Origin of the sequence: Kribbella sp. NPDC056345 (genome assembly GCF_042262745.1) — a bacterium.
In the GTDB taxonomy this organism is placed as follows: domain Bacteria; phylum Actinomycetota; class Actinomycetes; order Propionibacteriales; family Kribbellaceae; genus Kribbella.
In genome coordinates this window covers 420,906-434,938 of the sequence record NZ_JBHJQQ010000007.1, presented here as the reverse complement: position 1 = coordinate 434,938, position 14,033 = coordinate 420,906, and the positions used below count along the sequence as shown (strand labels likewise).

The window sequence follows — 14,033 nt, the reverse complement described above, 5'->3', positions numbered from 1 at the left end:
CCCTGACGCCCCGATGACATCAGATGGGGTTGACAGTGACGTCACGATGACGTCATAGTTGGCGTCATGGAACTTGATCCCTATCTCGAGTCGGTCCGGCGGAGCGTGGAGAACGCAACCGCCCTGGCCGACGACCAAACTCGCTCCGTGGCCCAGCGCCTCGGAGCCACGCTGGATGACGCCGGCCGCCTGGCCCTCATCTCAGCCCTGTCCGACGCCGCCGGGGAGATCAGCCGTGAGCTGTCCCCCGGTTCGGTCGAGCTCCGGATGGCCGGTGGCCGTCCCGAGTTCGTGGTCACGCCGGCTCCGAGCCAGCTGACCGGTCCCGACGACACGGACGACGTACTGGAAGACGACAACGACTCCGCGGTCAACGACCTGACCCCGGAGGCCGACGAGCCGACCGCGCGGATCACGCTGCGGCTGCCGATGTCGGTGAAGAACAAGGTCGACGAGGCCGCGACCGCCGAGGGCATCTCCTCGAACGCGTGGCTGATGCGCACGGTGATGATGTCGCTGAGCGACCGCGGCCGCCGTGGTGGCCCGCCGCGTCCCCCGCGGCCTCCGCGTCCACCGCGCGGGGGGATGTTCGGCCCGGACGGCCCGCTGGGCCCCGACGGTCCGCTCGGTCCCGACGGTGTCTTCGGCCCGGACGGTGTGTTCCGTCCTGGTGGACCCTTCGGTGACAACGGCGTCTTCGGTCCCGACCGAGGCCGGCGTGAGCGCGACGGTCGCCGTGACGAGCGTCGCGGTGAGCGTGACCAGCGGCGCGCCGAGGGCGAACGTCGCCGCGAGGAGAAGGACCGCCGCCGCGGTGAGCGCGGCTCGAGCCAGCGATTCCAGGGGTGGGCACAGTGAGCGGCTTCACGAGTCAACTGGTCGCCGAGGACGGCGAAATCAACCGGGCGCGAATCGAGATCGGTTCGGGCGAGGTCCAGCTGGTCCCCAGCGAAGGCACCCAGACGATCGTCGAGCTCGAGGTCGAGGACGGTACCGACGAGGATGTCGTCTACACGGTGGAGGACGGCGAACTGATCGTCGAGCTCCGCAAGGGACGCCGCTTCAACACCCGCCGCGGCCCCGAGATCCATCTCCGGATTTCCACCTCGGCAGTGCTGGACGTGCGCGCCAAGACCGGCTCGGGTGACATCACCGCTCAGGTCCCGGTCGGCTCCGCCCGGCTGTCGACCGGCTCCGGCGACATCCGCCTGGAGGTCGTCGAGGGCGACCTCGCGGTCAGCACCGGTAGTGGCGACGTACGGGTCGCGCACGTGTCCGGCGTCGCCAAGGGCAGCACCGGCTCGGGATCGATCGACATCGGCGAGGCCGGCGACACGATCGGGCTCAGCACCGGCTCCGGCGACGTCCGGATCGGTGACGCGGCCGGACCGGCCAGCGTCAAGGTCGGCTCGGGTGACATCACCATCGAGCGGATCCGCGACCACTCGGTCGCCACCTCCGGCTCCGGCGACGTCACCGTCGAGGTGGCCGACGGGCCGAGTATCCAGGCCGAGACGGCCAACGGCGATGTCCGCGTCGGCGTTCCCGACGGCATCCCGACGTACCTGGACCTGAAGACGGTCACCGGCCGCATCCGTTGCGAGCTGGAGCCCGGCGAGAAGCCCGAAGCGGGCGCGCGCTCGCTGACTCTGCGGGCCCGCACCGTCACCGGCGACATCACCGTCGTCAAGGTCTGAACCACGCCTCCAGGAGGTCTCGCCGGCATCGGTCCGGCGGGACCTGGGCGAAGCACTGCCAAAAACACCGAAGGGGAGTACGGACATGATCACCGAACACCAAGAGGTGGCCCGTTACCGCGTCGCCGAGCAGGTCCAGGCCGCCGAGACCCGCGCCCTGCTGAACGAGCACCAGTCCACCGACAGCGGTCCCCGGCACAGCCTGGCGATCGCCCTGCGCCGGCTGGCCGACAAGCTCGAGCCGCTGACAACCCCGGCGCCGCAGGGCCGGCACGCCCGCCCCGAGCACCGCGGTACCGGCCTCTCGGTCGTCCGCTGACCCCTTGTGTTGCAGCTTCGTGCAACGCCTGTGGATAACGGCGTTCAGGCCCCAGGGACGCTGCTAGGTTTCAAGCGATCACTTCGTTTGACTTGGGGAGAAGAGCACCGATGCAGCGTCCGACAGCCAAGGCCGTCGCCACCGCCGCCGCCCTGCTGATCCTGGTCGCCGGTTGCGGCGGCAAGGACGACAACAAGGGCAGCGACGCACCGAAGGGTGGCGGTGACACACCGACCACTCCCGCGCCCCCACCGGTCGCATCCTTCGACCCGCCCAAGGGCCTCACACCCGTCGCGGCGTACGGCGTCCCGATCGAGAGCGGCAAGACCAACGACAGCACGCTCTCGGCGGGGATGGTCGGCCAGACCGCGCTGGTCGCCGGCAAGAACGGTCTCACCGGCCGCCACATCGCCGGGCAGCGCGACCCGTGGACCGTGCTCGCCACCGAGAAGACCGAGACGATCACCACCTCCGACCACAGCGAGGTGATGCCGGTCGAGCTCGACGGCAAGGACGTCGCGGTGATCGCCTACAGCCAGATCGACAAGGGCAACGGCACCCAGAAGGCCAAGGGCCAGCTCGTCGTCCAGTGGATCGACTCCGCGGACGGCAAGAAGGTCGCCGAGGTGACGACGGACTTCACCGCGAAGTTCGGGCCCGGCACCACCGCCGGCGACATCAGCTCCCAGGCGTACGACGCGGCGACCGGCCAGGTCGCGATCGGGCTGCACGCCAACAGCTCCGACGGCGGTAAGAACGGCAGCAGCGACTTCACCGTGTTCGCCGACCCGAAGACGCAGAAGGCGACCATCACTCCGTTCATCGCACCGGGCGCCGTACTGAACGGCACGGTCGTCGGCGCGAAGGGCCGCAACCAGGAGGGTGCGCACGACGGCACGATCGTGATCTTCGACGGCGCCAGCGGCAAGGTCAGCAAGCAGATCCCCACCAAGATGGACTACCTGACCCCCGAGGGCAGCGGCACCAAGCACGCCTACTTCAACGGTTCGGCGTACGTACCGAACCCGAAGTCGACCGTCTACACGTACAACAGCGGTCTGTACGCCGTGGACATCGCGACCGGCGCGCTGGTCGGCCAGATCAAGACGACGCTGGGCACCGAGAAGGCCTTCACCTACACCTGTCTCGGCGACCAGGCGACCGCCGTCGTCTGCACCACCGGCGAGAACGGTGGCACCGACGAGATCATCGGCATCGACGACGCGACCGGCAAGAAGGTCTGGGGTTACAACAAGAACTCGGCCAGCCGGGTCGTGCCGGTCATCACCGGCGCCTTCCACGGCGTCGCGTACGGCCACGCGCAGGAGCAGCCGGTGATGCTCGACGCCAAGACCGGCGCCGACATCCCGCAGCCCTCGACGAACCCGAGCACGACCCCTTCGGTGAGCAGTACGCCGACCGACGGCACCAGCGAGACCCCGACGACCGGCGTACCGACCGATGACGTCGGCAGCAAGTTCGGTTCGGACCTGTCGCAGTTCGACCCGCGGCTGGGGACGCCGTCGCCGACCGCCATCAACGAGTACGGCGCGACGTACATGCAGAACGACAAGGCCGACAACTACGACATCGACAAGATCCTGATCGCGATGAAGCCGACCGCCTGATCCGGCGACCTGCGAAAGGCCCCGAGGAACGATTCCTCGGGGCCTTCGTCGTACCGGGATCAGATGTCGGTGCGGTGGAAGTTCTGGTAGGAGCGCGACGGCGTCGGACCGCGCTGGCCCTGGTAGCGGGAGCCGTACTTGGACGAGCCGTACGGGTGCTCGGCCGGTGAAGAGAGCCGGAAGAAGCAGAGCTGGCCGATCTTCATCCCCGGCCAGAGCTTGATCGGCAGGGTCGCGACATTGGACAGCTCGAGGGTCACGTGCCCGGAGAAGCCGGGGTCGATGAAGCCGGCGGTGGAGTGGGTGAGCAGGCCGAGCCGCCCCAGCGAGGACTTGCCCTCCAGCCGGGCCGCGACGTCGTCGGGCAGCGTCACCATCTCGTACGTCGACCCGAGCACGAACTCGCCCGGGTGCAGGATGAACGGCTCGTCACCCTCCGGCTCGACCTCACGGGTCAGGTCGGGCTGCTCCTCGGCGGGGTCGATATGCGGGTACCGGTGGTTCTCGAAGACCCGGAAAAACCGGTCCAGCCGTACGTCGACACTCGACGGCTGCACCATCGCAGCGTCGAAGGGTTCCAGCTGGACGCGCTTGGCGTCGAGCTCGGACAAGATGTCGCGGTCGGAGAGCAGCACGGATGCACGGTAGCAAGCGTGCTGCTCTGCGCCCAGTTCCTACCTCACCCCGAGCGTCCACGGGAGGCTGGTGACGGCTCGTCCGGAGCCCTCAGCTCCCCGGCGTGAGACCGCACCACTCCTGTGGCCCGAGGCAACGAACTAGTCGGACAGCTTGTTGAACTTCGACACCTGGGTGGCGAAGGTCTTCACCTGTGCCGGCGACCAGTCCTTGAGCAGGTCGTCGATCACCTTGTGCCGCTTCTTCCGGGCCGCGGCGAGCTTGCGCTTGCCGGCGGCGGTCAGGGTCAGCAGCGTCGCCCGGGCGTCCGTCTTGTCGGCGGCGCGCTTGAGCAGGCCCTCCTCCTCGAGTCGCGCACAGGCCCGGCTGACCGGTCCCTTGTCCACCTCGAGCGCGGCGACCAGGTCGGCCATCCGCACCGGAGCCAGCTCCTCGACGTGGTTGAGCAACGCATATTGCGCCGGCTCCAGGTCCGGATGCGCCTCGTCGGACAGCGTCCGCTGCAGACCGCGCAGCCGCCGTGCCAACGTGACGAGCTCCTTCTCCAGGTTCTCCAGCGCGTCACTCGTGTCTGTTGCCACCGTTCACCCCTTCATCCAGTTGCCCCGCAACCATCTTGTCCGGTCCCGGCCAGGACCGCATCCTCACGTTGCGTCGAATGTTGCCCCCGGCAACGCGTTCTAATCTGCCAGAAGATGACGGGCATGCCCAGTCCTTGGACGTGCCCTTTGTGGAAAACTGCCCCGGAACCCCCCGCGCAAACCGCTTCGGACTGCTTTTCGATGCGTTCGGCCACCTTCTCCGGCACATTCCGCTGACCGCGCAACAACTGCCTCGATCCGGCGCGCCGGACCCGCCGTGCCGGTGCCCCCACCCATCGGTTATGCTTTCTCCGCTCGCCTGAACGGCGACGCGCGCGGGTGTAGTTCAATGGCAGAACATCAGCTTCCCAAGCTGACAGTGCGAGTTCGATTCTCGTCACCCGCTCCACGAGAAAACGCCAGGCCGAGGATGCTCTCCTCCCTGGCGTTCTGTTCTTTCGGGGTTTCGGCGCAAATGTTCTGACATCCGCTCTCTTGCGATCCGGAAGTTTCCGGCCCCGGCCGAAACGCGATGCGGTCGATAGCCGCTCCACATAGAGTGACGGCAGTTACACGCCAAGTCCCCGGCGCTCGCGCGCGAGCATTTGGTCGAGCTGCTCGCTGAGGAAGGTGGAGGGCGCGCCCCAGTCGTTCACCGCGCAGGTCTGGAGCGCTCCGTTGATGCAGACGAGGGTGTGCCGCGCGAGAGCCGGTACGTCGGTGTCCGCCCGCAGCTCGCCGGCTGCCACTGCTGCGCGGTAGAAGCGGGCGCAGCTGTTCACGATGGCAGCGGAGTGCGCGCGGGCGTGTTCGCGGAACTCCGGATCGGACACATCGAGCTGGACGGAGCCGACCGCTGTCAGGGCGAAGTCGTGCAGGGTTGCCAGCGGGGAAGTGTTGGCCGCCTCTGCTGCCGCGGCGGCGCGGAGGACCAGCTGCGGCTCGCGAGCCGCTGAGGCGAGTAACAGACCGCGCTTGCTGCCGAACCGCTGCATCAGCGTCGGGGGCGCCAGGCCGACCCGGGCACCGACGGCGGCCAGCGTGAGTTTCGCCGGGCCGGCCTCGGCCAGCACCAGGCGGGTCGCGTCCAGGATCGCGTCGTCGTCGACCAGTCGCGGACGCGCCACGACCACCTCCGGCGTTTACGAATGGTCGTTCACTATTGACGGGATCGTAACAGATCCGTGCGCCGTCAGTTAGGTACGGCAACGGGTGAAGTACGGGGATCCCGAGGGGCCCACGGCCGAGCCCGCTGCCCGGTCCCCCGTCCGCGGGCCGGGCTCGTCGTACCAACGGGAGCTCTTGATGCGTTTCGCCCGCACTGCTTTGGGCCTGCTGCTGACCCTGATCGGCCTGGTCGTCGGCATCGCCGGCGCCGCGGCCGCGTTCTGGCTGGTCGGTCCGGACAACACCATCTCCACCGGAGGCCGGTCACTGACCAGTGCCGGCCTGGCCGTGGTCACCGCACCCGACCTGCTCGACCGGCACGGCCCGACCCTGCGCGTCAGCGTCACCGGGTCCAAGCCGGTCTTCGTCGGCATCGCGCAGGACCTCGACGTCACCGACTACCTCAACGGCGCCGCCCACACCCGCGTGATCCGGTACGACGTACCGTCCACGATCAGCACGCAGACCATGCGCGGCTTCGAGCACAAGCTGACCCCGCCCGGCGACCTGGACTGGTGGGTGGCGAAGTCCGGGGGCAACGGCAACCAGTCGATCGCCTGGCCGATGCAGGACGGCCGCTACTCGGTCGTCGTGATGAACGCCGACGGCACCCCCGCGGTCGACGCGAACGTCAGCTTCGGCATCGAGCTGCACCGCTCCTTCGGCATCAGCCTGCTCATCCTCGGCGCCGGCATCGCCGCCCTCGCCCTAGGCATCACCCTCGCCTTCCGCCGCTCCCCCGACGAGCCAGTAGTCCCGGCCTCCACCGCAATATCCCTCACCACGTCAACACCAACGACAATCCCCACAGCAACCGCACTGAGCACGACTACGGGCACAGAAACCACGCTGGGGATGACGGCCGGTGCCAGTACGCCGGTTCGCGGTGTCAGTCCGTTTGCTCCGGTGGACGACGTCCCGGCGTACCGGGCTCCTGAGGTCCGGTCGGTGCCCGACGAGGCGACGGAGCGGCTCGCGGTGATCAGCCAGCCAAGGCCGACGTCGGCGGCTCAGCTCCAGACCGAGGCTCCGGTCCGGCCGGCGCGACCCTCCCGTCCGATTCCAGGTGTGCAGCCTCTGCGGTCGGCGCCGATGCTGATGACACCCGCAGCGGTAGCCAAGGCGAAGTCGCGCGCGGCACTTCCGCCGACGAGCGCTCCCACCACGCCAACCACCGCCACGACCACCGCGCAGCCCTCGGCCTCCACCCCGTCGGCGTCGGCTCCGTCGTCCTCCACCCCGCCCGCTCCCACTCCGTTGGCCTCCACGCCGCCCGCTCCGACCCCGCCGGCCTTTGCGCCGTCGGCCTCCACTCCGCCTGCTCCCACGCCGCCGGCCTCCGCGCTGGCTGGTTCCACTCCGACCGCGCCCACTCCGTCGGCTTCCACTGCGCCTGTGGAGACGTTGCCGCTGGTGGAGTCGCCGGAGTTCACGAAGAGCGATGAGGCGGTGAAGCGGACGGCGGCACTCCTCGCCAGCGGTGCTTTGTTGCTCACGGCAACCAGCTGCGGGCTGATGCCGCCGAAGAACAACCTGACGGTTCCCGACCGCCGGCCGGCCGTCACGATCGCCGACGCCAAGGCCGTGGTGACGAAGTACAGCGAGCTCAACAACAAGGCCAACCAGACCCGCGACAACAAACTGGCCGCCACCATCGAGGCCGAGCCGACCCTGGCCCAGACCCTCGCCGGCTACCAGATCGGCCGCAAGCTGGATGCGGCCGGCAAGACGCTGGAGAAGCCGTTCACGTTCACCGACCCGGTGGTCGGTGCGCCGGAGTTCACGGCGTACCCGATGCGGTTCGTGGTCACCACCGGCGTCTCGGGTTCGACGGACACCCGGCAGCTCGGCGTCTGGGAGCGACAGAGCGCAGGCGCCCCATGGCTGCTGACCCACTCGGTCTACCCCGGCCGCTCCATCGACCTCCCGGCAATGGAGGGCGTGCGGACACCGAGCCGCGCCGACGTAGCCAGCCTGGCCACCCACCCAGCCGCAGTCGCCCCGACCCTCGCGGCGTACCTGACCGGCGGCCCGAAGGCTCCCGAGGCCAAACTCTTCACCGCCTCCCCCGGCATGGCGAAGCTCCTCGAGCAGCGCGCCAAGTCGAAGCACGCCGACGCCGCCGAGCCCTACATCGCCGCCGTCACCGACACCTACAAGCCGACCGGCACCCCCGTCACCTTCATGACCGCAGACGGCGAGGGCCTGGTCTTCCTCGCCCTCACCGAGCAGTACCTGCAACGAGTCGAGCCCGGCTCCAACGCCTACTGGACCAGCGGCGAAGCAACCGCCTTCAGCAGCAAGGTCAAGTTCACCCAAACCCTGCACCAGGACTACCTCCACCAGGTAGCCCTGGTCATCCCCGCCAGAACCACCGGCGGCCCCGTCCGCATCCTCTCCATGGACGGCCAACTAACAGGAGCCGGCGGCTCCTGACCCCCGATCCGCCATTTGAGGGGCGGCAAACGCTTGCTGGAAGATAGTTGCGGCTGGTTGACTTCTGGGGTGAGGTTTTTCCCATCGCCCTGGGAGTTGTTGTGTACATCAGTCGCCGCCGCCTGCTCTCGTTCGTCCCCGCCACCGCGCTCCTGACTGCGGTGAACCCGGTCCGCGCCACCGCGGTCGCCGCTGCCGAGCCCAACGTGTTGCTTGCCAATGCGATCGCGATCTACGCCGGTACGGCGGAATCGAACGCGCGACCGGAAGTCGCCGCCAAGCTCACCGCGATGGACGCGACCGCGCGGACCTGGCTGGCCGCGATGGACCGGGCCGGGGCCAGCGAGCTGTTCGCGGGCCTTCCGCTCGGTACCAGCGATCCGAATCTGAGCGCGTCGTACCAGCACCTCTACGAGATCGCCCTCGCGTACCGCCGGCCCGGGCCGGCCTCCGAGCTGCAGGGCAGCGAGCAGATCCGCAGCCGGATCATCGCCGGGCTGCAACGACTGCACGAGGCCTGGTACGGCGACCAGTCGAAGGGGTACTACGGCAACTGGTTCACCTGGGAGATCGGCATCTCCACGTTCGTCTCCAAGACGCTCGCGCTGATCGACGCGCCCGCCACCCTGATCACGCCGTACGTCGCCTCGATGGACTCCTACCTCCGCAACGGGAAGAACGGCGACGTCGATCTCGACTCGCGGTTCCACACCGGCGCGAACCTGGTCGACATCACCGCGAACCGAATCCTGCAAGGCGCTCTACTAGGTGACGAGGCGCGGATCCAGAAGGCGCTCACCGATCAGTTCACCGTCTTCGCGACCGTCGATCCGTACAACCTGCAGCACGGCGTCACCGACGGGTACTACGCGGACGGCTCCTTCGTCCAGCACGCGTCCGTCGCGTACACGGGCTCGTACGGTAAGGCCCTGCTCAGCCGGGTCGTGCAGACGGTCAAGGTGCTCGCCGGTACGTCGTACGCCCAGACCGGCGAGCTGATCGGCGTCGTCCAGGGCTGGGTCGAGGACGGGTTCGCCCCGCTGATCTTCGAGGGCTGGATGATGGAGATCGTCAAGGGCCGTGCGGTCTCCCGGCCCGGCACCGGGTACGACGACGTGGCGGTGATCGTGGAGGCGGTCGTCGACCTCGCCGACTACGCGGCAGCGCAGGACGCGGCCAGGTTGAAGTCGTTCGCCAAGTTCACCGCGCGGCCGACGATCAATCCGAACAGTTTCGTCTCGCCGGTGAGCATCGCGCGGTTCGCCGATCTGCGCGCCGATCCGGCGATCGTGCCGGCCGACCTCAACCCGGCTGCGAGCAGTACGGCGTTCAACGCGATGGACCGGACCGTGCACCGGCGACCGGGGTATGCGTTCGCACTCGCGCGCAACTCGGACCGGATCAGCAAGTACGAGTACATGAGCGGCGAGAACCTGATGCCGTGGTTCCAGGGCGATGGCGCGCACTACCTGTACCTGAGCGGCCAGGACCAAACCCGCTCGTACGGCGTCGACTACTTCACGACCGTCTCGCCGTACGCGCTCGGCGGGGTGACCGCCCCGGTCGAGACCCGCAAGACGATCCCGGAGCTCTACGGAACGGCGTACTACAACCGCCCACCGGAGTTCACCCCGTCGTCGGAAGCGCAGAACACTTACGTCTACTTCCCGACCGGCACCAACAAGCATTCCGGTGGCGCGACCCTCGACGCATACGGCGCGGTCGGCTGGGTGCAGTCGGACGACTTCGCCTACGCGTCCCGCGACGAACTCCCGGACGACTTCGTGACGTATCGGAATGCATCCGCCACCAAGTCGTGGTTCCTGCTCGACGACGAGATCGTGGTCCTCGCCGCGGGTATCCACGACGCCGACCGCCCGGTCACGACCACCCTCGACACCCGCATCGCCGCGCCCGGCGATCCTGTGACCATCACCGGCGTACGGCGAGACGGCCGCCCCTGGACGGGATCCGGCGACCCGCGCTGGCTGCGCTACGCAGCCAATAACGTTGCCGTCGGCTACTACTTCCTCGCGCCGACCGACGTTTCGTCAACGCTGCAAGAAGTTACCCGCAGCCGCCGCACGATCCGAGCCTCGAACCCGGACACCCCCGTCACCAAACAGGTCTTCGCCCTGACCGCCGCCCAGCCGGCCGGCTCCACGCGCACCCTCGCCTACGCCCTCGTCCCCAACGCAACCGAACCCGCACTCCGCGCGTACCACCACGGACGACTCGCCGTACTCGCCAACACCCCACGCCTACAAGCGATCCAGCACCTAGGCCTACGCCTGACCGCCGCCAACACCTTCACCCCGGGCGCCCACCACCTCCCCGGCCTGACCATCGACGGCCCCGCCGCCACCCTCCTCCGCCGCACCCCCACCGAAACCACCGTCGCCGTCTCCGACCCCACCACCACCCGGTCCACCATCACCCTCAACCTCTGGGCCCAGTACCTCCGCCCAGCCACCCCCTCCCCCGCCGTACAAGTCACCCGAACCCTCACCGGCACCCGCCTGACCTTCACCACCCACCAAACCCACGGCAAAACCCTCACCATCACCCTCGTTCGAGCCTGGTGAGAAGCGGTCAGGCCGGCATGTCGACCATGAGGCCAGCCGCTCGAGCGGCGTCAGCCAGCCTCTTGTCATAGGTGACGAACGAGCTCAGTTGCGGCACCCGAAGTGCCGTCGCCAGATGGATTGCGTCCAGACTCCGCACCGTTGCAGGCCGCACGGTCTGAGCCAGGATGCGAACGTCGGCATCCAGATCGATCAGGTCAATCAGGTCAAGCACCAGATGCAGTCGCCCGACAGAGTTCGGTGCATGCCGGGCCAGCGCACGAGACGACTCGACCTCCGCCAGAACTGAACTCACCCAGCCGGTCTCGACGCGCTCATCGAGCCAGCCCCGGAGTGCCTGCGACTCGGATTCGGCATGCGCCAGCTTCACGATGGCCGCCGAATCGAGGTAGATCATCAGCGCTCGCCCTCTCGGTCATGGGCGAGTTCGGCACCGACATCGACGCCGTCCGGATCACCGAGGGGCATTCGCAAGACAGCCCGCCGCATGGCCGCGGCCCGCTCCTTCCGCAGTGCCGCCTCGAGGACCGCCTGCCGAACGACCGCCGAACGTGAGCTACCGCCGCGGGTCAGCACATCCAGCGCATGCTCTGTCTCCGCATCCGTGCGGATCGTGATGGTATCTGCCATGCACCCAACGTAAGACAAAACGTCTTACATCACCAGCATCGTCAGTCTTGTTCGAGTTTGGTGATGAGGGATTGCATGGTGGTGAGGGTGGTTTTGAGGTCTTTGAGGGGGAGGTTGGTGCTGAGGTCTGCGGCCCAGGGATGTTGGGCTATGGAGACCTGGCGGATGGCCCAGTAGCCGGCTTCGGTGCAGGCGAGGAGTTTGGCTCGGCGGTGGGCCGGGTTGGGGCGGTATTCGGCGAGGTCGCGCTCGACCAGGAGGTCGGCGATGCGCTGGACGGCCTGGCGGCTGACGCCCATGATGCGGCCGACGTCGGCGACGGAGCGGGGTTCGTCGATGACGCCGCCGAGGACCTGCCACCAGGCGGCCGTGAGGCCGCCGTGGGCGGCCAGCTCCTGGGCGGCCTCCAAGAGGCGGGCGTTGAGGCGGAAGGTGGCGAGGATGACGTCGGTCAGCAGCGCGCCTCCTTCGGTCTCCTTGGCCGGCTCGGGCCATTCGGCGCGGGGCGGAATCGTCATGGACAACATGTTGTCATGATGACTGCATCCTGTCCATCACGCGGCGTGGGAGGGACAGCTTGGCGGCGATGAGCCCGGCGGCTGCGACCAGGATCCAGAGCACCCAGGGACCGAACGCGTAGACGGCACCACCGATGAGCGGACCGAGGCCGGCACCGATCGTGTAGGCCACGCCGTACGCGCCTTGGTAGCGGCCGGCCATTCCGGGCGGGGTGAGGCCGCCCAGGTGGGCCATGGCGACCGAGCTGTAGAGCATCTCGCCGAGGGTCCAGACGAAGACCGTCGCTGCCAGCAGGACCATGCCGTCGGTGAGCCCGGTCAGCGCCAGGCCCACCCCGGTCAGAATGTTCCCGGCAACCAGGACGTACTCGGCCCGGAACCGGGTGACGAAGGCCGTGGTCGGCAGCTCCAGCGCCAGCACCACCAGACCGTTCAGCCCGATCAGCAAGCCGAAATCACGCGCACTCAGTCCCACATCGTCGACGTGCAGCGGCAGACCGACGGTGGTTTGGATGTAGACGAACTCGGCGATCGCCGTCATCAGCAGGAACCGCACCAGGACGCGGTCGGCGAGCACCTGGCGATAACCACCCTGCGACTCCTCCTCGGCAAGGGCACGAGTCCGGGGCGGATCCCGCAGCAGGACCGCCGTCACGACCCCGAACAGCAGGCAGGCAACGGCATTGCCGAGGAAGAGTTCGACGTACGACGTGGCCGCCAGCACCCCGCCGATGACGCCACCGAGGGCAGCACCGACGTTCTGCGCGAACCGGAACACCCCGAAGGCGGCCATCCGCTGCTGCTTCGTCGCAGCCGAGTCGACCAGAAGCGCCGCCGCGGCCGGGCGGTAGACCTGTGAGGTCACGCCGATCAGGCCGACCACCGCGACGAGCACCCCGTACGGCGTGACGAACGGTACCGTCGCGGTCAGCCCGGCCGTCGTACCCGCGGACAGCACGATGGTCCACCGTCGGCCGATCGCGTCGGCGAGGTAGCCACCGACTGCGTTACCCAGCACCTTGCCGACCCCGGACACGCCCAGCACGAACCCCGCGGCACCGGCCGAGTACCCGCGCTGGGTCAGGTAGAGCACGATGAAGACCGGCAGGAAGTTGCCGACCTGATTGACCAGCATCCCGAGGCTGATGATCCATACCCGCCGGGGCAGACCACGCAGCGAATCACGGAACCGCGGTTCGTCGACATCGGTGGGCATGGACATCTGTGGCCTCCTGGCACGGGTGGGCGTTTCGATGCCATGACCCTGCTGCCGTGAGGTGTCCCGCCACATCGGGACTCTTCCCTATCTGCCTCAGTTCCGGAAGCGCGTCCACAGACTGAGGGTCTTACCGAACCGTTCGCCGCGGATCCATTCGAGGATGCTGCGCGCAACTCGTTCAGGCGAGACGTCCCCACGCACCGACCGGGGAACGTACTTCCGCAGCTCAGCCGCGTCGGCGAGGGCGTCGTCGATCTGATCCTGCAGCCAACCGCGAGCAGCCAGGCGCTTGCGCCGTACGGCGTCCGGACAGTCGAGGTGCAGCCAACGCCCTTCCGGCAACTGGCTGGGCAGCCCAGGCGTCAGCAGCAGGACCGGTATGCCGGACCGCCGGATCAGCTCGGTGATGCGCAGCCAGACCGCGTTGTACGCCGGCCAGATGGGTGCCGCGGTCGGACTCGCGATGCTGATCCCGAGCAACCGCCCCTGGTCGTCGAGCAACTCGTCCATGTCCATCACGACGAGATTGCCCGGATTCAACCGCACCAGCTCCGGAACCACGGTCGATTTGCCGGCCCCGGGCGCACCTGTCACCACGAACAACCTCGTCACGGGAC

General features: G+C 68.3%; 14 protein-coding genes and 1 tRNA gene. 7 read left to right on the top strand and 8 right to left on the bottom strand.

Annotation, left to right across the window (positions count from 1 at the left end; all coding sequences use genetic code 11):
• Nucleotides 1–66: 66 nt before the first annotated feature.
• The 4 genes from ACFCV3_RS26320 to ACFCV3_RS26305 all read left to right on the top strand — a co-directional run bounded on the left by ACFCV3_RS26320 (nt 67) and on the right by ACFCV3_RS26305 (nt 3,644).
• The gene (locus tag ACFCV3_RS26320; RefSeq protein ID WP_376034113.1) at nt 67–858 is read left to right on the top strand and encodes an Arc family DNA-binding protein; all 792 of its coding nucleotides are present in this window, start codon (nt 67–69) and stop codon (nt 856–858) included.
• On the top strand, nt 855–1,697 hold the full coding sequence (locus ACFCV3_RS26315) for a DUF4097 domain-containing protein (protein ID WP_376034111.1): 843 nt from the start codon (nt 855–857) through the stop codon (nt 1,695–1,697). The genes ACFCV3_RS26320 and ACFCV3_RS26315 overlap by 4 nt, the downstream gene beginning before the upstream one ends.
• A gap of 85 nt (nt 1,698–1,782) precedes the next feature.
• Complete coding sequence (locus ACFCV3_RS26310) at nt 1,783–2,016, top strand: hypothetical protein (RefSeq protein WP_376034109.1); 234 nt, start codon at nt 1,783–1,785, stop codon at nt 2,014–2,016.
• 110 nt (nt 2,017–2,126) lie between these two features.
• Nucleotides 2,127–3,644 (top strand): hypothetical protein, encoded by a 1,518-nt coding sequence (locus tag ACFCV3_RS26305; protein ID WP_376034107.1) that lies wholly within the window; start codon nt 2,127–2,129, stop codon nt 3,642–3,644.
• A 59-nt stretch (nt 3,645–3,703) separates the two neighbouring features.
• Here the strand turns inward: ACFCV3_RS26305 and dcd are convergent, their stop codons facing one another.
• Complete coding sequence (dcd, locus tag ACFCV3_RS26300) at nt 3,704–4,279, bottom strand: dCTP deaminase (protein ID WP_132405817.1); 576 nt, start codon at nt 4,277–4,279, stop codon at nt 3,704–3,706.
• 141 nt (nt 4,280–4,420) lie between these two features.
• Complete coding sequence (locus ACFCV3_RS26295; protein WP_376034105.1) at nt 4,421–4,861, bottom strand: MarR family winged helix-turn-helix transcriptional regulator; 441 nt, start codon at nt 4,859–4,861, stop codon at nt 4,421–4,423.
• Between the two features lie 335 nt (nt 4,862–5,196).
• Between ACFCV3_RS26295 and ACFCV3_RS26290 the strand changes: the two genes are divergently transcribed.
• Nucleotides 5,197–5,270 (top strand) — tRNA-Gly (locus ACFCV3_RS26290).
• Nucleotides 5,271–5,430: 160 nt separating this feature from the next.
• Here ACFCV3_RS26290 and ACFCV3_RS26285 read toward each other — a convergent pair.
• Nucleotides 5,431–5,988 carry a TetR/AcrR family transcriptional regulator gene (locus tag ACFCV3_RS26285; RefSeq protein ID WP_376034103.1) on the bottom strand — a complete coding sequence of 186 codons (558 nt, stop codon included), beginning with the start codon at nt 5,986–5,988 and terminating at the stop codon, nt 5,431–5,433.
• A gap of 178 nt (nt 5,989–6,166) precedes the next feature.
• Here ACFCV3_RS26285 and ACFCV3_RS26280 point away from each other — a divergent pair, with 178 nt between their 5' ends.
• A complete protein-coding gene (locus ACFCV3_RS26280) occupies nt 6,167–8,464 on the top strand; it encodes a hypothetical protein (RefSeq protein WP_376034102.1) in 2,298 nt (765 codons plus the stop codon).
• 101 nt (nt 8,465–8,565) lie between these two features.
• Nucleotides 8,566–11,049, top strand: a complete 2,484-nt coding sequence (locus ACFCV3_RS26275) for a polysaccharide lyase family 8 super-sandwich domain-containing protein (protein WP_376034100.1) — start codon at nt 8,566–8,568, stop codon at nt 11,047–11,049.
• A gap of 7 nt (nt 11,050–11,056) precedes the next feature.
• On the opposite strand, the gene ACFCV3_RS26270 is transcribed toward ACFCV3_RS26275, so the two are convergent.
• The 5 genes from ACFCV3_RS26270 to ACFCV3_RS26250 form a co-directional block, all read right to left on the bottom strand.
• On the bottom strand, nt 11,057–11,446 hold the full coding sequence (locus tag ACFCV3_RS26270; RefSeq protein WP_376034098.1) for a type II toxin-antitoxin system VapC family toxin: 390 nt from the start codon (nt 11,444–11,446) through the stop codon (nt 11,057–11,059).
• Complete coding sequence (locus tag ACFCV3_RS26265) at nt 11,446–11,679, bottom strand: hypothetical protein (RefSeq protein ID WP_376034096.1); 234 nt, start codon at nt 11,677–11,679, stop codon at nt 11,446–11,448. Before ACFCV3_RS26265 ends, ACFCV3_RS26270 begins: the two co-directional genes overlap by 1 nt.
• A gap of 41 nt (nt 11,680–11,720) precedes the next feature.
• On the bottom strand, nt 11,721–12,197 hold the full coding sequence (locus ACFCV3_RS26260) for a MarR family winged helix-turn-helix transcriptional regulator (protein ID WP_376034094.1): 477 nt from the start codon (nt 12,195–12,197) through the stop codon (nt 11,721–11,723).
• 13 nt (nt 12,198–12,210) lie between these two features.
• Entirely contained in the window at nt 12,211–13,419 is a 1,209-nt protein-coding gene (locus tag ACFCV3_RS26255) for an MDR family MFS transporter (protein WP_376034092.1), read from the bottom strand.
• Between the two features lie 90 nt (nt 13,420–13,509).
• On the bottom strand, nt 13,510–14,028 hold the full coding sequence (locus ACFCV3_RS26250; RefSeq protein ID WP_376034090.1) for an AAA family ATPase: 519 nt from the start codon (nt 14,026–14,028) through the stop codon (nt 13,510–13,512).
• Nucleotides 14,029–14,033 lie beyond the last annotated feature (5 nt).